This is a genomic window from Streptosporangium sp. NPDC000396 (assembly GCF_042898655.1).
GTDB lineage: Bacteria > Actinomycetota > Actinomycetes > Streptosporangiales > Streptosporangiaceae > Streptosporangium.
On the sequence record NZ_JBIAZA010000004.1, the window covers coordinates 90,120 to 114,568 of the forward strand.

The window sequence follows — 24,449 nt, forward strand, 5'->3', positions numbered from 1 at the left end:
GGACCGGTTCTCCCCGTCCGGGGATCTCGTCCTGGGCGGTGAGCAGCTCCTGGGGGAGACACTGCGAGGGTGGCGCCGGCGGCACCCGGGCACCACCGTGATCAACGAGTACGGTCCCACCGAGGCCACCGTTGGTTGCGTGGAGTATCGCATCCGGCCCGGTGAGGACCTGCCGTCGGATGTGGTGCCGATCGGCCGCCCGATCGACAACGCCCGGGTCTACGTGCTGGACGACCGGCTGTGGCCGGTACCACCTGGTGTGGCGGGCGAGCTGTATGTGGCCGGTGCCGGGCTGGCCCGCGGCTACCTTGACCGGCTTGGCCTGACCGCGGAGCGGTTCGTGGCGTGCCCGTTCGGCGGGCCGGGTGAGCGCATGTATCGCACCGGTGACGTGGTGCGGTGGAAGACCTCCGGTGAGCTGGAGTATCTGGGGCGTGCCGATGACCAGGTGAAGATCCGGGGTTTCCGGATCGAGCTCGGCGAGGTCGAGGCCGTGCTGGCCGCGCACGAGGCCGTCTCGCACGTCGCGGTGGTGGTGCGCGAGGACGGGCCGGGGGACAAGCGGCTGGTGGCCTATGCGGTGCCCTGCGGTGACGTCCAGCCGGGCGCGCTGCGCGACTACCTGCGCGACCGCCTGCCCGGCCATCTGGTGCCCAGCGCGTTCGTTCTTCTTGACGCGTTGCCGTTGACGCCGAACGGCAAGGTGGACCGGGGTGCGCTGCCCGCGCCTGATGCGGCGGTGCCGGGTCAGGGGCGTGAGCCGAGGAGCCCGCAGGAGGAGGTTTTGTGCGGGCTGTTCGCCGAGGTGCTGGGTGTGCCCTCGGTGGGGGTGGAGGACGACTTCTTCGAGCGGGGCGGGCATTCGCTGCTGGCGACCCGGCTGGTGAGCCGGATTCGGACGGTGTTCGACGCCGAGCTGCCCATCCGGGCCCTGTTCGAGTCGCCGAGCGTGGCCGAACTCGCGCAACGGCTCGGGCAGGCCGGAGGCGCCCGGTCGGCGCTGCGTCCGGTGGCGCGGCCGGACGTGGTGCCGTTGTCGTTCGCGCAGCGGCGGTTGTGGTTTCTCAACCGCTTCGAGGGGCCCAGCGCCACCTACAACGTGCCGATGGCGTTGCGGTTGCGTGGTCCGCTGGATCGGGACGCGCTCCAGGTGGCGTTGGGTGATGTGGTGGAGCGGCACGAGTCGCTGCGCACGGTGTTCCCGGATGTCGACGGCACGCCGTACCAGCGGGTGCTCCCGGCCGAGGAGGCGCGGCCGCGACTGTCCGTGGTGGACGTCGCGGAGCCTGAGCTGCGCGAGCGGATCGCCGAGGTGTCCGGTCACGGGTTCGACCTGGGCAGTGAGCTTCCGGTGCGGGTGTGGCTGTTCGCGCTGGGAGCCGAGGAGCACGTGCTGGTCGTGGTGGTGCATCACATCGCCAGTGACGGGTGGTCCTTGTCTCCGCTGGCGCGTGATCTGTCGATCGCCTACGCCGCCCGGTGTGCCGGTGCCGCTCCGCAATGGTCGCCGTTGCCGGTGCAGTACGCCGACTATGTGCTGTGGCAGCGGGAGGTTCTCGGTGACGAGGACGACGCGGACAGTCTGATCTCCCAGCAGGTGGACCACTGGCGACGCGCCCTGGCCGGGCTGCCGGAGGAGCTGACGCTTCCGGTCGACCGGCAGCGTCAGGCGGAGGCCTCCTACCGGGGTGACACGGTTCCCTTCGGGATGGACGCCGAGTTGCACGCCGGGCTGGTGGAGCTGGCCCGTGCGTCGGGTTCGACCGTGTTCATGGTCGTGCAGGCGGGTCTTGCCGCGTTGCTGACGCGGTTGGGTGCGGGTACGGACATCCCGATCGGCACGCCGATCGCCGGGCGCACCGACGACGCGTTGGACGAGCTGGTCGGGTTCTTCGTCAACAGCCTGGTGTTGCGTACCGACACCTCGGGCGATCCGAGTTTCCGGGAGCTGCTCGGGCGGGTACGGGAGACCGGCCTGGCCGCGTACGCCAACCAGGACGTGCCGTTCGAACGCCTGGTGGAGATCCTGAACCCCGAGCGCTCGCTGGCGCGGCATCCGCTGTTCCAGGTGATGCTGTCCTTGCAGAACGTTCCGCAGGCCAGTCCTGGATTGTCCGGTATCGAGGTCACACCCGAATCGGCCGATGCCACGACCGCCAAATTCGACCTGCTGGTCAACCTGATCGAACGGCACACCGAAGACGGATCTCCCTCCGGGATCGACGGACTCATCGAATACAGCACCGACCTGTTCGAACGAGCCACCATCGAGCAGCTGGGCGCGCGGCTGGTGCGGCTGCTGCGATCGGCTGTGACCGACCCGGACCTGCCGATCCGCCGCATCGAGATCCTCGGCTCCGAGGAACGACGCGCATTGCTCGCCGGCGGCGTCACCGCTCCCGCGCGTGACGCGGCATGCCTGCCGGAACTGTTCGAGCGGCAGGTCGCGGTCGCGCCGGATGCGACGGCCGTGGTGTGCGAGGGCGACTCACTGTCCTATGCGGACCTGAACGCGCGGGCGAACCGGCTGGCGCACCACCTGATCTCCCAGGGGGTCGGCCCGGAGCGGATCGTCGCCCTGGTCGTGCCCAGATCGGTGGAGCTGGTGGTCGCGGTGCTGGCCGTGCTCAAGGCGGGCGCGGCCTATCTGCCGATCGATCCGAGCTTCCCGGCCGAGCGTGTCGAGTTCATGCTCGACGACACCCGGCCGGCGTTGCTGCTGACCACTTCCGAGTTCGCGGGTGCGGTGGTTTCCCCGGCCGTGCCACGGCTTGTGCTGGACACACCGGACACCCTCGCGATGCTGGCCGCCCAGCCCGCTGGTGATCCTGGTGACGCCGACCGGCTCGGCCGGTTGGCGCCGGCGCATCCGGCGTACGTGATCTACACCTCGGGCTCGACGGGAACGCCCAAGGGCGTGGTGGTCACCCATCGGAACGTGGTGCGATTGTTCGACGCGACCACCCGCGAGTTCGGCTTCGGCGCAGACGACGTGTGGGCTCTGTTCCACTCGTACACCTTCGACTTCTCCGTCTGGGAGCTGTGGGGCCCGCTGCTGTACGGCGGCAGGCTTGCGGTGGTGCCGCACGCGGTCAGCCGCTCTCCGGAGGAGTTCAGGGAGCTGCTGGTCCGGGAGGGTGTCACGGTCCTCAACCAGACCCCGTCGGCGTTCTATCAGTTGATGCAGGCCGATCGGGACAGCGGCGCCACGGGACGGGATCTCGCCCTGCGGTACGTGGTGTTCGGCGGCGAGGCGCTGGACCTGACCCGGTTGGGCGCCTGGTACGACCGGCACGCGGACGACGCTCCGGTGCTGGTGAACATGTACGGGATCACCGAGACCACCGTGCACGTCACCTACTACCCGGTGGACAGGCGGGTCGCCGAGGCCGGGGCGGGGAGCGTCATCGGTCGTGCCATCGCGGACCTGGGCACCTATGTGCTGGACGAGTATCTCCAGCCGGTTCCCCCCGGCGTGGCCGGTGAACTGTACGTGGCCGGTGCCGGGTTGGCGCGTGGCTACCTCGGCCGCACCGCGCTGACCTCCGGCCGGTTCGTCGCCGATCCGTTCGGCGGGCCGGGTGAGCGCATGTACCGCACCGGTGACGTGGTGCGGTGGAAGGCCTCCGGTGAGCTGGAGTACCTGGGCCGTGCCGATGACCAGGTGAAGATCCGGGGTTTCCGGATCGAGCTCGGCGAGGTCGAGGCGGCCCTGGCCCGCTGTGACGCCGTGGCCCAGGTGGCCGTGATCGTGCGGGAGGACCAGCCCGGGATCAAACGATTGGTCGCCTATGTCGTTCCCAGCGACGGTGCCGCGGATTCCGGGGTTCTCCGGGCGCACCTGGCCGGGTTGTTGCCGGATTACATGGTGCCCGCCGCGTTCGTGTCTCTTGACGCGCTTCCGCTGACGGTCAACGGAAAGCTGGACCGAAGGGCACTGCCCGCGCCCACTGTCGTCTCCGGTTCACCGGTGCGCGCTCCGCGTGGTCGGCGCGAGGAGATCCTGTTCGGGTTGTTCGCCGAGCTCCTGGGCGCGTCCGAGGTCGGCGCGGACGACAGTTTCTTCGAGCTGGGCGGGGACAGCATCGTGTCCATCCAGCTGGTCAGCCGGGCACGTAAGGCCGGCCTGGTGTTCACACCCAAGGACGTCTTCCGTTGCAGGACGGTGGCGGCGCTGGCGGCCGTCGCCACCTGGGCCGAGGACACGTCGGTGCGGATCGCCGACGACGGGGTCGGCGAGCTGCCGCTGACGCCGATCATCCACTGGCTGCGGGAACGCGGCGGACCGATCGACCAGTTCAACCAGGCGATGCCGGTGCCGGTTCCCCCGGGTCTGGGGGAGAAGGAGCTGATCGCCGCGGTGCAGGCGGTGCTGGACCACCACGACGCGTTGCGGATGCGGCTGGTGCGGGACGACGCCTGGTCCCTGCGGGTGGAGCCACGCGGATCCGTGCGCGCCGAGGACCTGTTCCACGTGGTGGACGTGTCCGGAATGGACGGTGTGGCCCAGGCCGCGGTGTTCGATGAGCAACTCCTCGCCGCGCAACGACAGCTGGCCCCCGAGACCGGGGTGATGGTGCGGTGCGTGTGGTTCGACACCGGCCAGGACCGGGTCGGCCAGCTGCTGTTCCTGGCGCACCACCTGGTGGTCGACGGTGTGTCATGGCGGATCCTGCTCCCGGACCTGCAGGCCGCGTTCGACGCCGTCGGCCGGGGCCGGGATCCCGTGCTGGATCCGGTGGGCACCTCGTTCCGGAGTTGGGCACGGCAGCTCACAGCGATCGCCGACGAGCCGCAGCGGACCGCCGAGCTTGAGCTGTGGTCGGAGATGCTGCGGGAGCCGGATCCGTTGCTCGCCGACCGTCCCCTGGATCCGGTCAGGGACGTGCAGGGTTCCGCTCGTCACCTGAGCCTGAGCCTGCCCACGGCCATCACCGAGCACCTACTGAGTACGGCTCCAGCCGTGTACCACGCTGCCGTCAACGACGTGCTGCTGACCGGGCTGGCCCTCGCGGTGGCCGACTGGCGCCGGGGCAGGGGGACCGGCGGCGGCAGCGGCGTGCTGATCAGCCTGGAGGGACACGGCCGTGAGGAGATCGTCGGCGGGGTCGATCTCTCCCGCACGGTCGGCTGGTTCACCAGCCTGTTCCCGGTGCGGCTCGACCCGGGGGAGGTGGACCGGAGTGAGGTCTGGGCGGGTGGCCCGGCGGCGGGCACCGCGCTGAAGCGGGTGAAGGAACAGCTGCGCGCGGTGCCGGACAACGGCATCGGCTTCGGCATGCTGCGGTACCTGAACCCACGCACCGCCGGGGTGCTGGCCGCGTTGCCGAGACCGCAGATCGGTTTCAACTACCTCGGCCGGTTCGCCGTGTCCTCGGCGGAGGCCGAGGGGGGCGGTGGCCTCGGTGGCGGGGCGGACGCGGACATGCCCGTGGCGCACAGCCTTGAGGTCAACGCGCTGACCGAGGATCACGCCGACGGCCCAAGGCTGGCGGCGACCTGGTCATGGCCTGCGGACCTGTTCACGGAAACGGATGTTCGTGAGCTGGCCGAGAAGTGGTTCCGGGCGCTGGAGGCGTTGGTCACCCACGCCAACCAGCCCGGTGCAGGCGGTCACACGCCTTCGGATCTGTCGTTGGTCTCCCTGAGCCAGGAGGAGATCGACGAGTTCGAGGACGAGATCGACGGGGATGAGCTCGACACGGAATGGGGTATCGCACGGTGAGCCGATCGCGGATTGAGGACATTCTCCCTCTGTCACCGCTGCAGGAGGGCCTGCTGTTCCACGCCCTCTATGACAAGCAGACCACGGACGTGTACACGGCACAGCTCGTGTTCGACATCGAGGGCGCCGTGGACGTAGAGGCGCTGCGGGCCGCCGCCAGGACGCTGCTGCGCAGGCACGCGAATCTGCGGGCCGGGTTCTCCCAGCGAAAGTCGGGCGAGTCGGTGCAGATCATTCATCGCGAGGTTCCGCTGCCGTGGCAGGAGTTCGACCTTTCCGGGCTCGACGAGGCCATCAGGAACGGCGAGCTGACGCGACTGCTGGCCGAGGATCGGTTCCGCCGGTTCGATGTGGCCAGGCCGCCGCTGGTGCGGTTCACATTGATCCGGTGTGCCGCCGACCGGTGGCGTTTCGCGCTGACCAACCATCACATCCTGTGGGACGGCTGGTCCACGCCAGTGCTCGTGAGCGAGCTGTTCCAGCTCTACGCCCAGGGCGGCGACGACACCGGTATGCCCAGGGTGACCCCGTACCGCGACTACCTGGCCTGGTTGTCCAGGCAGGACCGGTCGGCGGCCGAGCGGGCCTGGCGTGAGGCCCTCGCGGGCGTCACCGAGCCGACCTTCCTCGCCTCCCCCGGGGCGCGTCGTGAGCCGGTCGTGCCCGAAGACGTCACCGTCGTGGTGCCGGAGGAACTGACCCACCGGCTCGGTGAGGTGGCCCGTCGGCACGAGCTGACCCTGAACACCGTCGTCCAGGGCATGTGGGCGATCCTGCTCGGCAGGTTGACCGGGCGGGACGATGTGGTGTTCGGCGCCACGGTGTCCGGCAGGCCGCCGGAGCTGCCGGGCGTCGAGACCATGGTGGGGCTGCTCATCAACACCTTGCCGGTACGGGTGCGGTTGCGTCCCGGCCTGTCACTGGCGGAACTGCTGACGGGATTGCAGGAGCAGCAGTCCGGGCTGACCGATCACCAGCATGTGGGGCTGGGGGACATCCAGCGGTGGATCGGTGTCGGTGAGCTGTTCGACACGCTGACGGTCTTCGAGAACTATCCGATCGACCCCGCTTTCCTCGGCGCTTCGGACGGCTCGGCCGCCTCCGGTGACGTTCGCGTTCTCGGCATGTCCGGGCAGGACGCCATCCACTACCCGCTCGGCCTCGCCGCCGCCCTCGGCTCCAGCCTGGAGCTCCGGTTGAGCTACCGGCCAGACCTGTTCGACGAGGAGACGGCGCGGGCCATCGCGGCGCGGTTGGTGCGGTTGCTGGAGGCGCTGGTCGCCAACCCGGACCAGCTGGTCGGGGAGACGACCGTGCTGTCCGCCGGTGAGCGGGATCGGCTGCTGACGGAGTGGAACGACACCGCGTGTTCTCTGCCGGAGGCCGATCTGGTCTCGCTGCTGGAGGCAGTGGCGGCCCGTACTCCGGAGCGTGTCGCGGTGGCCTGCGAGGACGTCGAGCTGTCGTATGCGAAGCTGAATGAGCGGGCCAACCGGTTGGCGCGTCTGCTGGTTGAGCGGGGTGCGGGCCCGGAGCGGTTTGTCGGGGTTGTCGTGCCGCGTTCGGTTGAGATGGTCGTGGCATTGCTCGCGGTGCTCAAGACCGGTGCGGCGTATGTGCCCATTGATCCGAGTTACCCGGCCGATCGGATCGGTTACATGCTGGCCGATGCGGATCCGGCATGTGTGATCGTCACCACCGTCACCGCGGCGGGTCTTCCGGAGACAAGGACTCCCCGGATTCTGCTCGATCAGCCGGGGGTGCTTGACCGTTACCCGGATGGTAACCCGGTCGACGCCGGCCGGCTGGGGCCGGTGCGGCCGGAGCATCCCGCGTACATGATCTACACCTCGGGGTCCACCGGGCGCCCCAAGGGGGTGGTGGTCTCCAGGCGGAACCTGCTCAACCTGGTGACCGTCATGCGGGAGGTGCTGCCGCTCACGCGGGATGACCGGTTGCTCGCGGTGACCACGGTCGCGTTCGACATCGCGGCGGTGGACGTCTATCTGCCGTTGCTCGCCGGTGCCGGTGTGGTGATCGCGGTGGAGGACACGGTGCGTGATCCGGCGGCGCTGGCTGGGTTGCTGGTCGACAGCGGGGCGACGGTGTTGCAGGCCACCCCGTCGTTGTGGCAGGAGCTGGTGCCCCAGTTGGAGGGCGCGCGGGGGTTGCGTGCGTTGCTGGGTGGTGAGGCGTTGTCGGCCGCTTTGGCGGGCCGGCTGCGTGAGCTGGGTTGTGAGGTGGTCAACGGGTACGGGCCGACCGAGGCGACGGTGTATTCGGTGACGGCGGCGGTGGGTGAGCTGGGCGGCGGTGGTGCGCCGATCGGGCGTCCGGTGGGCAATACCCGGCTGTATGTGCTTGATCCGGCGTTGCGGCTGGTGCCGGTGGGCACGGTGGGTGAGTTGTACATCGCCGGTGCCGGTGTGGCTCGGGGGTATCACGGCAGGCCCGGCCTGAGCGCGGAGCGGTTCGTGGCCGATCCGTTCGGTGGGCCGGGTGAGCGGATGTATCGCACGGGTGATCTGGTGCGGTGGAAGGCCTCCGGTGAGCTGGAGTATCTGGGCCGGGTCGATGACCAGGTCAAGGTGCGGGGTTTCCGGATCGAGCTGGGGGAGATCGAGGCGGTGCTCGCCGGGCATGCCGGGGTCGCGCAGGTCGCCGTGGTGGTGCGCGAGGATCGGCCGGGCGATCGGCGGCTGGTGGCCTATGTGGTGCCGGGCGGGCCGGTGGTGGATGCGGCGGTGTTGCGGGCGCATGTGGCGGCGAGTCTGCCCGATTACATGGTGCCTGCGGTGTTCGTGGCGATGGATGGGTTGCCGTTGACGCCGAACAGGAAGCTGGATCGTCAGGCGTTGCCCGCTCCGGCTTTCACCGTGTCCGAGGCGGGCCGGGCGCCGCGGAGCCCGCAGGAGGAGCTGTTGTGCGGGGTGTTCGCCGAGGTGCTGGGTGTGGCCTCGGTGGGGGTGGAGGACGACTTCTTCGTGCTGGGTGGGCATTCGTTGCTGGCGACTCGGTTGGTCAGCCGGGTCCGGTCGGTGCTTGGTGTGGAGTTGGCGGTGCGTGCGGTGTTCGAGGCGCCGTCGGTGGCGGGTCTTGCCGGGCGGCTGGGTACGGCGGCGGGGGCTCGGCTCGCGGTGCGGCCGATGGCGCGGCCCGAGCGGGTGCCGTTGTCGTTCGCGCAGCGCAGGTTGTGGTTTTTGAACAAGTTGGAGGGCCCGAGCGCGACCTACAACATTCCGATGGCTGTTCGGCTGTCCGGCCCGCTCGACCGCGACGCGCTGCGGGCGGCGTTGGGTGATGTCGTGGAGCGGCACGAGTCGCTGCGCACCGTGTTCCCGGAGGTCGACGGTACGCCGCGGCAGGTGATCCTCGACGCCGCGCTCGCCCGCCCTGAACTGCCCATCGTGGACGTCGCCGAGTCCGGGCTGCGCGAGCGGATCGCCGAGGTGTCCGGTCACGGGTTCGACCTGGAGAGCGAGCTTCCGGCGCGGGCGTGGCTGTTCGCGCTGGGTGTCGACGAGCACGTGCTGGTCGTGGTGATCCACCACATCGCCACCGACGGGGCGTCTCAGACACCGCTGGCGCGTGATCTGTCGATCGCCTACGCCGCCCGGTGCGCCGGTGCCGCTCCGCAATGGTCGCCGTTGCCGGTGCAGTACGCCGACTACACGCTGTGGCAGCACGAGGTGCTGGGCAGCGAGAGCGACGCCGACAGCGTGATCTCCGCTCAGGTGGACCACTGGCGGCGGAACCTGGCCGGGCTGCCGGAGGAGCTGACCCTTCCGACCGACCACCCGCGTCCAGCGCGCCCCTCCTACCGGGGGGACACGGTGCCGTTCGCGGTGGACGCCGAGTTGCACGCCGGGCTGGTGGAGCTGGCCCGTGCGTCGGGTTCGACCGTGTTCATGGTGGTGCAGGCCGCACTCGCGGCGTTGCTGACGCGGTTGGGTGCGGGTACGGACATCCCGATCGGCACGCCGATCGCCGGGCGCACCGACGACGCGCTGGACGAGCTGGTCGGGTTCTTCGTCAACACCCTGGTACTGCGCACCGACACCTCGGGCGACCCGAGTTTCCGGGAGCTGCTCGGACGGGTACGGGAGACCGACCTGGCCGCCTACGCCAACCAGGACCTGCCCTTCGAGCGGCTCGTCGAGGTGCTGAACCCGGCTCGCTCGCTGTCGCGGCACCCGCTGTTCCAGGTGATGCTGTCCTTCCAGAACGTCGCACCGGACGACCCCGGACTGGCGGGAGTGTCGGTCACCCCCGAGACGGCCGGCACCGCGGCGGCCAAGTTCGACCTGTCTTTCAACATCGGTGAGCGATTCGATTCCCATGGCAGTCCGGATGGGATCAGCGGGGCCATCGAGTACTCTCTGGACCTGTTCGACCGGGGCAGTGTCGAGGCGATCGCCGAGTGGTTGGTGCGGTTGCTCGGGGAGGTCATGGCCGAGCCGGATCGGCCGGTGGTGCGAACGTATGTGCTGGATGAGGGTTTGCGGCCGGTTCCGGACGGGGTCACCGGTGCGTTGTACGTTTCCGGTGCGGGGCTGAGGGCCGAGCGGTTCGTGGCCGATCCGTTCGGTGAGCCGGGTTCCCTGATGTACGCCACCGGCGATGTGGTGCGGCGTACCGCGTCGGGTGTCCTGGAGTTCGTGGAACGTGTCCAGGACCGTACGAGGTCGGCGGAGCCGGACGGTGCCGTGGGTGTTCGCGGTCCGCGAAGCCCGCGTGAGGAGATCCTCTGCGAGTTGTTCGCGGAGGTTCTGGGTGTGTCCGAGGTCGGGATCGACGAGGAGTTCTTCGATCTGGGCGGGCACTCCCTGCTGGCCACCCGGCTGGTCAGCCGGATCCGGGCCGTGCTCGGGGTGGAGCTGGCCGTTCGCGATCTGTTCGAAGCGCCGACCGTGGCCGGTCTCGCCGGGTTGCTGGGCACGGCGGCGGGGGCGCGTCCGCCGGTGCGACGGGCGGCGCGACCCGAGCGGATCCCGCTGTCGTTCGCGCAGCGCAGGTTGTGGTTCATCCACCAGATGGAGGGTCCCAGCGCGACCTACAACACCCCGATGGCGTTGCGGTTGCGTGGCCCGCTGGATCGGGACGCGCTCCAGGCGGCGTTGGGTGATGTGGTGGAGCGGCACGAGTCGCTGCGCACGGTGTTCCCGGATGTCGACGGCACGCCGTACCAGCGGGTGCTCCCGGTCGAGGAGGCGCGGCCGCGACTGTCCGTGGTGAACGTCGCGGAGTCTGAGCTGCGCGAGCGGATCGCCGAGGTGTCCGGTCACGGGTTCGACCTGGGCAGTGAGCTTCCGGTGCGGGCGTGGCTGTTCGCGCTGGGAGCCGAGGAGCACGTGCTGGCCGTGGTGGTGCATCACATCGCCACCGACGGGGCGTCTCAGACACCGCTGGCGCGTGATCTGTCGATCGCCTACGCCGCCCGGTGTGCCGGTGCCGCCCCGCAATGGTCGCCGTTGCCGGTGCAGTACGCCGACTACACGCTGTGGCAGCGGGAGGTCCTCGGTGACGAGGACGACGCGGACAGTCTGATCTCCCAGCAGGTGGACCACTGGCGACGCGCCCTGGCCGGTCTGCCGGAGGAGCTGGTGCTGCCGACGGACAGGCCACGTCCGGCGGAGATCTCGTATCGCGGCGGCACGCTGACGTTCCAGCTCGATCGGGAGCTGCACGCCGGGCTGGTGGAGCTGGCCCGTGCGTCGGGTTCGACCGTGTTCATGGTCGTGCAGGCGGGTCTTGCCGCGTTGCTGACGCGGTTGGGTGCGGGTACGGACATCCCGATCGGCACGCCGATCGCCGGGCGCACCGACGACGCGTTGGACGAGCTGGTCGGGTTCTTCGTCAACAGCCTGGTGCTGCGCACCGACACCTCGGGCGACCCGAGTTTCCGGGAGCTGCTCGGGCGGGTACGGGAGACCGGCCTGGCCGCGTACGCCAACCAGGACGTGCCGTTCGAACGCCTGGTGGAGATCCTGAACCCCGAGCGTTCGCTGGCACGGCATCCGCTGTTCCAGGTGATGCTCACCTTCCAGAACCACACCGAGGTGACGCTCGAACTCCCGGGCCTCGACGCCGGTTCGGAGCAGATGGGGCTCGGCATCGCCAAGTTCGACCTGTCGTTCAACCTCGGTGAACGTCGCACCGCCGACGGTGAGCTCGACGGTATCGAGGGCGGCATCGAATACAGCGCCGACCTGTTCGACCCAGCCAGTGTGCGGGCGATCGCGGACCGGTTCATACGGCTGCTCACCGCCGTGGTCGCGGCACCCGACCAACCGATCAGCCACATCGATGTGCTGTCCGCCGACGAGCGCCGACGGGTGCTGGTGGAGTGGAACGACACTGCGCGTGAGGTGGACGCGGTGTGCCTGCCGGAGCTGTTCGAGCGGCAGGTTGCCGCCGCCCCGGACAACGCCGCCGTGATGTTCGAAGGCGGGACTCTGTCTTATGCGGAGCTGAATGCTCGGGCGAACCGGTTGGCGCACCACCTGATCGCACGGGGCATCGGTCCCGAGCGGATCGTGGCGCTGGCCATGCCGAGGTCGGTCGACCTGATAGTCGCGGCGCTGGCGGTCGGCAAGGCCGGGGGCGCTTATCTGCCGATCGATCCGAACTACCCGGATGAGCGTGTCGCGTTCATGCTCGCCGACGCCGATCCGGCGCTGGTGCTCACCACCATCGAGGCATCGGACGGCCTGCCTGGTCAGCGGGGCGGCACCGATTCCTGGGTGGTGATCGACGACGCCGGCACGGTGAGCGAGCTGGAGGGCCGGTCGACTCGCAACCCCACTGACCTGGACCGTCTGGCGCCGCTGCGCCCGGCGCATCCGGCCTATGTCATCTACACGTCCGGCTCGACCGGCAGGCCCAAGGGCGTGGTGGTGTCGCATCAGGGCATCGCGAGCTTCGCGGCCGCATTGGTCGACCGGTTCGCCGTACGGCCGGACAGCCGGGTTCTCCAGTTCTCCTCACCCAGCTTCGACGCCGCCGTGCTGGAGCTGTGCGCGGCCTTCGGGGCGGGAGCATGCCTGGTCGTTCCGGAGGAGGGACCGCTGGCGGGGGAGGCCCTCGCCGAGGTGCTGGCGGACAGGGCGATCACCCACGCGCTCATCCCGCCGGCCGCGCTGGCCAGTGTGCCCTCGATCGATCTGCCGGAGTTCCGCACCTTGGTCGTCGGTGGGGACGCGTGCACGGCGGAGCTGGTCGCGAAGTGGGCGCCGGGCCGTAGGATGATCAATGCTTACGGGCCCACCGAATCGACGGTGGCCGCCACGCTCAGTGAACCGCTGACCGCCGGGGTCCCGCCGATCGGCCGGCCGCTGTGGAACAGCCGGGTCTATGTGCTCGATGAGCACCTTCGTCTCGTGCCGCCGGGCCAGTCCGGTGAGCTGTATATCGCCGGTGCGGGCTTGGCGCGTGGTTACCTCGGTCGTTCCGGGCTGACGGCCGAGCGGTTCGTGGCCGATCCGTTCGGTGGGCCGGGTGAGCGGATGTATCGCACGGGTGACGTGGTGCGGTGGAACGCCTCCGGTGAGCTGGAGTTCGTGGGGCGTGCCGACGATCAGGTGAAGGTCCGGGGTTTCCGGATCGAGCTCGGCGAGGTCGAGGCCGTGCTCGCCGGGCACGCCGCGGTCGCGCAGGTCGCCGTGGTGGTGCGTGAGGACCGGCCGGGCGGCAGGCGGCTGGTGGCCTATGTGGTGCCGGACAGCGGGGCCGTCGATGCCGCAGAACTCCGGACACACCTGAGCCGGGCGCTGCCTGACTACATGGTGCCTGCGGCGTTCGTGGCCCTGGACGCGTTGCCGTTGACCCCGAACGGGAAGCTCGACCGCAAGGCACTGCCCGCTCCCGGTTTTGCCACGAGCACATCCGGACGGGCGCCCCGCACTCCGCGGGAGGAGCTGCTGTGCGGGTTGTTCGCGGAGGTGCTGGGCCTGCCCGCCGTGGGCGCCGGGGACAGCTTCTTCGAGCTGGGCGGGGACAGCATCATGTCCATTCAGCTGGTGAGCAGGGCCCGTAAGGCCGGGCTGGTGTTCACGCCCAAGGACGTCTTCCGTTGCAAGACAGTGGAGGCGCTCGCGGCCGTCGCCCGGTCGACGGGCGAACCGTCGCCGGAGATCGTGGCCGACGGGGTCGGCGAGCTGCCGCTGACGCCGATCATCCACTGGCTGCGGGAACGCGGCGGACCGATCGACCGCTTCAACCAGTCCACGCTGCTGCAGGTTCCCGCCGGGCTGACCATCGAGCGGCTGACCGAGGTCGTGCGCGCGGTGCTGGACCACCATGACGCGCTGAGGATGCGGCTGACCAGAGTCCCCGACACCGGGGAATGGCGGCTGGACATCCAGGAGAAGGGTGCGGTCGACGCGGGGCGGTGCGTGCGGCGGGTGGACGTCGCCGGACTGACCGAGGAAGCGCTGCGCGCCACGGTGAGCGAGCAGGTGGACGCCGCCCAGGAATCGCTGTCCCCAGAATCAGGCGACGTGGTGCGGATCGTGTGGTTCGACGCGGGCCCCGACCGGTCGGGATGGCTGATGCTGGTGCTGCACCACCTGGTGGTGGACGGGGTTTCCTGGCGTGTTCTGCTGCCGGATCTGATGGTGGCCTACCAGGCCGTGGCCGCGGGCCGCTCGCCCGAGCTGGAGCCGGTAAGCATGTCGTTCCGCGGCTGGTCGCTGTTGCTGGCCGAGCAGGCGACCAAACCGGAACGAGTGGCCGAGCTCTCGCTGTGGACCGAGATGCTGGATGTTTCCGAGCCGCTTCTCGGCGCCAGGCCGGTGGACCCGGCGCGGGATGTCATGGGCACCGCGGGGCATGTGAGGCTGAGCCTGTCCGCAGAGCGGACCACGCCCCTGCTCACCGTCGTTCCCTCGGCGTTCCACGCCGGGGTCAACGACGTGTTGCTGACCGCGCTCTCTCTCGCCGTCGGCCAGTGGCGCTCCCGGCGTGGCAGCGCCGAGAGCGCCGTGCTGGTCAGCCTGGAGGCGCATGGTCGTGAGGAGATCGTCGACGGGATCGACCTGTCCCGTACGGTCGGCTGGTTCACCAGCCTGTTCCCGGTGCGGCTCGACCCGGATGAACTGGACTGGGCCGAGGTCGCCGCGGGCGGCGCGGCCACGGGTACCGCGCTGAAGCGGGTGAAGGAGCAGCTGCGCGCGGTGCCGGACAACGGCATCGGATACGGGCTGCTGCGCTACCAGAACCCGGAAACCAGCCAGGCGCTGGCGAAGCTGCCGAGTCCGCAGATCATGTTCAACTACCTGGGCCGGATGGCGGCGACCGACGAGTCCACCGCCGAGGACTGGGCGCCGGCACCCGAGGTGGGCGGACTCGGCGGCGCGACCGACGCGGACATGCCGCTCGCGCACGCGTTGGAGATCAACGCGGTCACCGAGGACCACGCCGACGGCCCGAGGCTCGCGGTGAACCTCACCTTCCCCCCGGGCGTGCTGTCCGAGCACGATGTCCGGGAACTGGCCGAGCTGTGGTTCACCGCTCTCGGCGCGCTCGCCACGCACACCCTGGAGCAGGGCTCCGGCGGCCTTACTCCGTCGGACCTGCCGTTGGTTCGGCTCGGGCAGCACGACATCGACCGGCTGGAGGCGGAGCACCCACGGCTGCTCGACGTTCTTCCCCTGTCGCCTCTGCAAGAAGGGTTGCTGTTCCACGCCGGCTACGACGAGCAGGCCACCGACGTCTACACCGTGCAGTTGGTGTTCGAGCTGGAGGGAGCCGTCAAGGTCGAGGTCATGCAGGCGGCCGTGGGGGCGTTGCTGCGGCGGCACGCGAACCTGCGGGCCGGGTTCTGGGCAGAGGAGCTGGACCGGCCGGTGCAGTTCATACCCGCCGAGGTCACCCTGCCCTGGCAGGAATTCGACCTGACCGAGCTGTCCGAGGAGCAGGCCGAGGCCGAGGTCGCACGGCTGATCGCGGAGGACCGGTTCCGCCGGTTCGACATGGCCAGGCCTCCGCTGATGCGGTTCACACTGATCCGGTGCGCGGGGGAGCGCTACCGCTTCGTGGTGTCCAGTCACCACATCCTGCTGGACGGCTGGTCCACTCCGTTGATGGTCGCTGAACTGTTCCGGCTCTACGCCACCGGCTGCGACGAGACGGATCTACCCCGAGTCACGCCTTACCGGGACTACCTGGAGTGGCTGGACCGGCAGGACCGGGCCGCCGCGGAGCAGGCGTGGCGCGAAGCTCTGTCCGGCCTGACCGAACCCACCCTGCTGACCTCCGCCGGGCGGGCGCACGAGCCGGTGATCCCGGGACAGTATGTGGTCGAGTTGTCGGAGGAGTCGACCTCGACGCTGCACTCACTGGCCAGGCGGCATGAGCTGACCCTGAACACCGTCATCCAGGGTGCGTGGGCGATCCTGCTCGGCGGGCTCACCGGGCGGGACGACGTGGTGTTCGGCGCGACCGTGTCCGGCAGGCCCGCGGAGGTACCGGGCATCGAGACCATGGTGGGCCTGTTCATCAACACCCTGCCGACGCGGGCGCGGTTGCGGCCCGGCATGTCCGGGCTCGAACTGCTCACCGAGATTCAGGACCGGCAGTCCAGGCTGACCGACCACCAGCATCTCGGCCTCACCGACATCCAGCGACTGGCCGGTGTCGGGGAGCTGTTCGACACCCTGCTGGTGTTCGAGAACTACCCGGTCGACACCGACAGGCTGACCTCGTCGGACGCCCATGATGACGAGGAGGATGTGCGGATCACCGGCATGAGCGCCGACGACTCCGTGCACTATCCGCTCGGTCTCTCCGTCTTCCCCGGCTCCCGCTTCCACTTGAGGTTCATCTACCGGCCCGACCTGTTCGGCCACGATGACGTCGCGGAACTCGGCGCGCGGCTCGTGCGCCTGCTGGAGGCCATGGCGGCCGAGCCCGACCGGCCGATCGGGCGGCTCGACCTGCTGTCGTCGGCCGAACACGAGCGGCTTCTGGTGGCGTGGAACGACACGGCGCGTCCGCTGCCCTCGTCGACGCTGCCGGAGTTGCTCCAGGAACAGGCGGAACGGGACCCCGAGCGCATCGCGGTGGTGTTCGAGGAGACACAGCTGTCCTATGCGGACCTGAACGCGCGGGCGAACCGGTTGGCACACCACCTGATCGGCCAGGGCATCGGCCCTGAGCAGGTGGTGGCGGTGGCCGTGCCGCGCTCGGCCGAGATGGTCGTGGCGGCGCTGGCAGTGCTCAAGGCGGGCGCGGCCTACCTGCCGATCGACCCGGACTACCCGGCCGAGCGGATCGCTTACATGCTCGCGGACGCCGAGCCCGTGTTGGTGCTGACCACATCCGCCCTCGCGTCCGACGTGCCCGCGGGACAACACGTATTCGTCCTCGATGAGCCCGGCAGCCTCGCGGTGCTGGACGGTTACACCGGCACGGACCCGGCCGACGCGGATCGGGTCGCCGTACCGGGCCCGCAGAGTCCGGCCTACGTGCTCTACACGTCGGGCTCGACCGGACGTCCCAAGGGTGTGGTGGTCCCCATCGCGTCCCTGCTGAACCTGTTGCTGGACATGGCGGAGCGTTTGTCCGTCGAGCCGGGCGACCGGTTCCTCGCGGTGACCACGTTCGGGTTCGACATCGCGAATCTGGAGCTGTTCGTTCCGCTGCTCAGCGGAGCACGACTCGTCATCGCGAGCCGGGACGTCGTCCGTGACCCGGCCGCGCTGGCCGAGCTGATCACCGAGTCCGGCGCGACGCTCATGCAGGCGACGCCGTCGCTGTGGCACGGAATGGTCACCGAGCACGCCCACAGCCTGACGGGGCTGAGGGTGCTGGTGGGTGGTGAGGCGGTGAGTGAGTCGCTGGCCGCGGCGTTGTGTTCTGTCGCGGGCGGCGTGGTGAATGTTTATGGGCCGACGGAGACGACGATCTGGTCGACCTCGGCGGTGTTGGACGGGGCGGCCGGCGGTGTGCCGCCGATCGGCAGGCCGTTGGCGAACACCCGGGTGTATGTGCTGGATTCGGCGGTGCGGCCGGTGCCCGTCGGGACGGCCGGTGAGTTGTATGTCGCGGGTGACGGTGTCGCTCGTGGGTATCTGGGGCGGCCGGGGTTGACCGCGGAGCGTTTTGTCGCCGATCCGTTTGATGGGTCCGGTGGGCGGATGTATCGCACCGGTGACGTGGTGCGGTGGAACGCCTCCGGTGAGCTGGAGTATCTGGGCCGTGCCGACGACCAGGTGAAGATCCGGGGCCACAGGGTCGAGCTCGGCGAGATCGAGGCCGTGCTGGCCGCGCACGAGGCCGTCTCGCACGTCGCGGTGGTGGTGCGCGAGGACGGGCCGGGGGACAAGCGGCTGGTGGCCTATGCGGTGCCGGACAGCGGGGCCGTCGATGCCGCAGATCTCCGGACACACCTGAGCCGGGCGCTGCCCGACTACATGGTGCCTGCGGCGTTCGTGGCCCTGGACGCGTTGCCGTTGACCCCGAACGGGAAGCTCGACCGCAAGGCACTGCCCGCTCCCGAGCTGGACTCGGAGATCGGACGCGGTCCGCGAACCCCGCGGGAGGAGATCCTGTGTGGCCTGTTCGCCGAGGTTCTGGGGCTGCCGATGGTGGGGGCCGAGGACGACTTCTTCGACCTGGGCGGGCACTCGCTGCTGGCCACCCGGCTGGTCAGCCGGATCCGGGCGAGCCTGGACGTGGAGCTGCCGATCCGCGCGGTGTTCGAGACACCGACCGTGGCCGGGCTCGCCGAGCTGCTCGACGGCGGACGTGACGCGCGACGGGCGCTGGCGCCCATGGCGCGGCCGGGACTGATTCCGTTGTCGTTCGCGCAGCGCCGGCTGTGGTTCCTCGACCGGCTGGAGGACGACAGCGCCACCTACAACATCCCGCTGGCCCTGCGGTTGTCCGGATCGCTGGACCGTCAGGCGCTGCACGCAGCCCTGCACGACGTGGTCGCCAGGCACGAAAGCCTCCGCACGGTGTTCCCGGAGACCGGCGGCGAACCTCGGCAGGTCATCCTCGATCCGGCCGAGATCACAATGGAGCTCACGGCCACCGAGATCGACGAGTCCGAGCTCGCCGCCGCGCTGGAGTCCGTGGCGGGCAAGGGGTTCGACCTCGCCGCCGAACTGCCGGTGCGTGCCGAGCTGTTCGTGCTCGCGCCACAGGAGCACGTACTGGTGCTCGTGCTGCACCACATCGCGAGTGACGGATGGTCACAGGCCCCATTGGGTCGCGACCTGTCCACGGCCTACACGGCTCGGTGCCTGGGCCGGGCACCCGACTGGACGCCGCTTCCGGTGCAGTACGCGGACTATGCGCTCTGGCAGCAGGAGGTGCTCGGCAGCGAGCACGACGCGGACAGCGTGATCGCCAGGCAGGCACACTTCTGGACCGAGACCCTTGCCGGTGCGCCGGAACAACTACAGTTGCCGACCGATCGGATGCGGCCCGCGGTGGCCAGCTACCGAGGCGACCGGATCGAGTACCGGCTGGACGCGCAGCTGCATCATGGTCTTGCCGCGTTGGCGCGGCAGAGCCAGACCAGCCTGTTCATGGTCGTGCAGGCCGCGCTCGCCGCGCTGCTGACCAGGTTGGGCGCCGGTACCGACATCCCGGTGGGCACGCCGATCGCCGGGCGCACCGACGACGCGCTGGACGAGCTGGTCGGGTTCTTCGTCAACACCCTGGTGCTGCGCACCGACACCTCCGGTGACCCCAGTTTCCGGGAGCTGCTCGGACGGGTACGGGAGACCGACCTGGCCGCCTACGCCAACCAGGACGTGCCCTTCGAGCGGCTCGTGGAGATCCTGAACCCGGCTCGCTCCCTGGCCCATCACCCGCTGTTCCAGGTGATGCTGTCCTTCCACAACAACAACGCCGGCGGCGATGCTCCGATGCCGGGCCTGGAGGTCCGTGCCGAGCACATCGGTACGGCCGTGGCCAAGTTCGACCTTTCCTTCGAACTGGGCGAGCTGCCCGCCGAGCACGGCGCGCTCGGGGGCCTGTGGGGATCTGTCGAGTTCGCGACCGACCTGTTCGACCGAGCCACGGTCGAGACGATCGCGGAACGATTCACGCGGCTGCTCCACGCCATGGTCGATGCCCCAGAGCGCACGCTGTCCGAAGTGGACATCCTGGAGCCGGGGGAGCGCCACCGGTTGCTGGTGGAGTGGAACGACACCGTGCGGGCCCTGCCGGAGGCCGACGTGCCCGCACTGTTCGAAGCTCAGGCGGCCAGAAGCCCAAGCCATATCGCGGTGTCGTGCGAGGGTGCTGATCTGTCCTACGCGGAGCTGAACGCGCGGGCCAACCAACTGGCACACCTGCTCATCGAAGAGGGGGCGGGCCCGGAACGTTTCGTTGCTCTCGTCCTGCCGCGTTCGGTGGAACTGGTCGTTGCGCTACTGGCGGTGCTCAAGACCGGTGCGGCGTACCTGCCGATCGACCCGGGCTATCCTGCCGACCGGATCGGTTACATGCTTGCCGACGCGGACCCGGCCTGCGTGATCGCCACCGCCGAGACGGCAGCCGCCCTGCCAGGCACACAGAGCGGCACGATCCTGCTCGATCAGGCGGCGGACGTGGGCCGTTACCCGGTCACCGATCCGGTCGACGCCGACCGGCTGGGGCCGGTGCGGGAGGCGCATCCCGCGTACATGATCTACACCTCCGGCTCCACCGGGCGCCCCAAGGGGGTGGTGGTGTCCAGGAAGAACCTGGTGAACTTCCTGACCGCCATACAGAGCGTGGTTCCGCTCGATCCGCACGACCGGTTGCTCGCGGTGACCACGATCGCGTTCGACATCGCGGCGGTGGACGTCTATCTGCCGTTGCTCGCCGGTGCCGGTGTGGTGATCGCGGTGGAGGACACGGTTCGTGATCCGGCGGCGCTGGCTGGGTTGCTGGTCGACAGCGGGGCGACGGTGTTGCAGGCCACCCCGTCGTTGTGGCAGGAGCTGGTGCCCGAGCTGGAGGGCGCGCGGGGGTTGCGTGCGTTGCTGGGTGGTGAGGCGTTGCCGGCCGCTTTGGCGGGCCGGCTGCGTGAGCTGGGTTGTGAGGTGGTCAACGGGTACGGGCCGACCGAGGCGACGGTGTATTCGGTGACGGCGGCGGTGGGTGAGCTGGACGGCGGTGGTGCGCCGATCGGGCGTCCGGTGGGCAATACCCGGCTGTATGTGCTTGATCCGGCGTTGCGGCTGGTGCCTGTCGGCACGGTGGGTGAGTTGTACATCGCCGGTGCCGGTGTCGCTCGGGGGTATCACGGCAGGCCCGGCCTGAGCGCGGAGCGGTTCGTGGCCGATCCGTTCGGCGGGCCGGGTGAGCGGATGTATCGCACGGGTGACCTGGTGCGGTGGAGCGCCGAGGGGGACATGGAGTATCTGGGCCGGGTCGATGACCAGGTCAAGGTGCGGGGTTTCCGGATCGAGCTGGGGGAGATCGAGGCGGTGCTCGCCGGGCATGCCGGGGTCGCGCAGGTCGCCGTGGTGGTGCGGGAGGATCGGCCGGGCGATCGGCGGCTGGTGGCCTATGTGGTGCCGGGCGGGTCGGTGGTGGATGCGGCGGTGTTGCGGGCGCATGTGGCGGCGAGTCTGCCCGATTACATGGTGCCTGCGGTGTTCGTGGCGATGGATGGGTTGCCGTTGACGCCGAACAGGAAGCTGGACCGTCAGGCGTTGCCCGCTCCGGCTTTCACCGTGTCGGAGGGGGGCCGGGCGCCGCGGGGTCCGCAGGAGGAGCTGTTGTGCGGGGTGTTCGCCGAGGTGCTGGGTGTGGCTTCGGTGGGGGTGGATGACGACTTCTTCGTGCTGGGTGGGCATTCGTTGCTGGCGACTCGGTTGGTCAGTCGGGTCCGGTCGGTGCTTGGTGTGGAGTTGGCGGTGCGTGCGGTGTTCGAGGCGCCGTCGGTGGCGGGTCTTGCCGGGCGGTTGGGCACGGCGGCGGGGGCTCGGCTCGCGGTGCGGCCGATGGTGCGGCCTGAGCGGGTGCCGTTGTCGTTCGCGCAGCGCAGGTTGTGGTTTTTGAACAAGTTGGAGGGCCCGAGCGCGACCTACAACATTCCGATGGCTGTTCGGCTGTCCGGCCCACTCGATCGCGACGCGCTGCGAGACGCGATCGTGGACGTGCTGGCCAGGCACGAGTCGCTGCGCACCGTGTTCCCCGACGTCGGAGGCGTGCCGTACCAGCTGGTGCTCCCCGAGAGCCACGCGGCCGACCTGCTGTCCATTGTGGACAGCTCCGAGGACACGGTGGTGGACGCGGTGGCCGAGGAGTCCCGGCGCCCGTTCGCCCTTGCGGACGGCCTGCCCATGCGCGCGACGCTGTTCGTCCTCGGGCCTGAGGAGTATGTGCTGTGCGTGGTGGTGCACCACATCGCGGGTGACGGATGGTCGCTGACACCACTGTCCCGTGACCTCGCCGCAGCGTACGCCGCCCGTGTTCGCGGCGCGTCACCGCAGTGGTCTTCGCTGCCGGTGCAGTACGCGGACTACACGCTGTGGCAGTTGGATCTGCTGGGTGATGAGGCGGATCCGGACAGCGCGCTGGCCCGGCAGGTCACGCACTGGCGGCGGCAGCTGGAGGGCCTCCCTGAGGAACTGGCCCTGCCGTTCGACCGGCCTCGGCCGTCGATGTCCAGCTACGGCGGTGATTCGGTGCCGTTCACCCTGGACGCTCAGGTGCATGGACGGTTGGCCGAGCTTGCGCGGGAGTGCAATGTCAGCGTGTTCATGGTCGTGCAGGCCGCGCTCGCCGCGCTGCTGACCAGGTTGGGCGCCGGTACCGACATCCCGGTGGGCACGCCGATCGCCGGGCGCACCGACGAGGCGTTGGACGAGTTGGTCGGGTTCTTCGTCAACACCCTGGTGCTGCGCACCGACACCTCGGGCGACCCGAGTTTCCGGGAGCTGCTCGGGCGGGTACGGGAGACCGACCTGGCCGCCTACGCCAACCAGGACGTGCCCTTCGAGCGCCTGGTGGAGATGGTGAACCCGGTGCGGTCCCTGGGGAGGCACCCGCTGTTCCAGACCGTGCTGTCCTTCCAGAACGCGGCTGAGATCGACTTCGAGTTGCCGGAGTTGAGAGTGGCGCCCGTGATGACGGCGGCGGGGGCGGCCAAGTTCGACCTGTCGTTCAACCTCGGTGAACGGCACACGGCCGACGCCGGGCAGGACGGGATCGGCGGCAACGTCGAGTACAGCACCGATCTGTTCGATCGGGACACCGTCAGGGCGATCGCGGAGAGTTTCGTGCGGCTGCTCGCCGAGGTGGCGGCGGACCCGGATCGGCCGATCAGCCGGTTCGACCTGTCCTCCCCGGCGGAACGGCAACGGGTCCTGTCGGAGTGGACGGCACCGGAGCTGCCCCTGCCCCCGTCGCTCGGCGCGCAGGCGCAGCCGGATGGCCAGGTCAGGCCGTACGTGCTGGACGCCGCGCTGCGACTGTCGCCTCCTGGGCTTCCGGGACGGCTGTACGTGGGCGGTCCTGGCCTGGGCGCGCGGCTGGACACCGCGATCCTGACTGCGGAGCGGCTGGTCGCCGATCCGTTCGGTGGCCCCGGCACCAGGATGTACCGCACCGGGGAACTGGCTCGCTGGGACGATTCCGGCACCCTGCGACTGCTGAGCGACGGCAAGCCGGACCACGGTGAGTTCGGGGAGGAGGCCGGGCCGAGAGCGTCGGGTGGTCGGTACGAGGCGATGCTGTGTGAGATCTTCGCCGAGGTCCTTGGCCTGGACGAGGTGGAGGCCGACGAGAACTTCTTCGACCTGGGCGGGCACTCCCTGCTGGCCATGCGGCTGATCAGCCGGGTGCGTAGCGCCCTCGGGGTGGAGCTGAACATCCAGACCCTGTTCGAGGCCCCCACGGTGGCCGCGCTGGCGTCGCGACTGGCCGAGCACAGTGCCGGCGATTTCTGGGGGTCACCGCTTTCCCTGCGCGGTACGGGGGAAAGGGCTCCGCTGTTCTGCGTCCACCCTGGTGCCGGACTCAGCCTGGTTTACTCCGTGCTGATCAGGCACATCGGGGCGGAACACCCGATCTACGGCCTTCAGGCGCGCGGACTATCCAAACCGCACGAACTCCCGGCGACGGTCGAGGAGATGGCAGAGGACTATGTCGAGCAGATCAGGACGATCCAGCCGCACGGTCCTTACCACCTGCTCGGCTGGTCCTTCGGTGGCGCGGTGGTACACGCCATGGCGGTCCGGTTGCAGGAGGAGGGAGAACAGGTCGGCACACTCGCGCTGCTCGACGCCTACCCGGTCGAGCAACCCGTCGAACCGGCAGAACTGGACGGGGCCGAGATCGACGAGCAGGACGTACTCCGCACGATCCTCGACTTCGTCGGCTATGACGTGGCGAGCCTCGGTGACCGGCGGCTGGGATACGAGCAGGTGCAGGAAATGCTGCGGCAGACCGACACCGGCTTGCCGGACCTGGAAGAACACCATCTGAGGGCGCTCGCGCAGGTGCAGTCGAACAACGGCGACCTGCTGGCGAAGTACGTGCCGAGGATGTTCCACGGTGACGTGCTGTTCTTTACCGCACTCGGTGACGACATCGGCACGGTGCGGGACTGGGAGCCGTACGTGTCAGGGCAGTTGCACAACCACGAGATTGCATGTGCGCACAAGGACATGATGCAGCCCGAACCGGCCGAGGCCATCGGGCGAGTGGTGGCCGAATGGCTCGGATCACGCATGGGCTCGACCTCATGACCGGTCGTTGGGGGATTGGACATCGA

At 69.6% G+C, this 24,449-nt stretch carries 2 protein-coding genes (1 of these 2 only partly in view); both read left to right on the top strand.

Going from position 1 to position 24,449, the window contains the following annotated elements:
* Positions 1-5,725 carry the 3' portion of an amino acid adenylation domain-containing protein gene (locus ACFY2X_RS07695; RefSeq protein WP_389933906.1) on the top strand. Its footprint begins 2,147 nt before the window's first position, so the window shows 5,725 of its 7,872 coding nt (coding positions 2,148-7,872); its start codon lies beyond the left edge, outside the window; the stop codon is at positions 5,723-5,725.
* Entirely contained in the window at positions 5,722-24,423 is an 18,702-nt protein-coding gene (locus ACFY2X_RS07700) for a non-ribosomal peptide synthase/polyketide synthase (RefSeq protein ID WP_389933909.1), read from the top strand. The genes ACFY2X_RS07695 and ACFY2X_RS07700 overlap by 4 nt, the downstream gene beginning before the upstream one ends.
* Positions 24,424-24,449 lie beyond the last annotated feature (26 nt).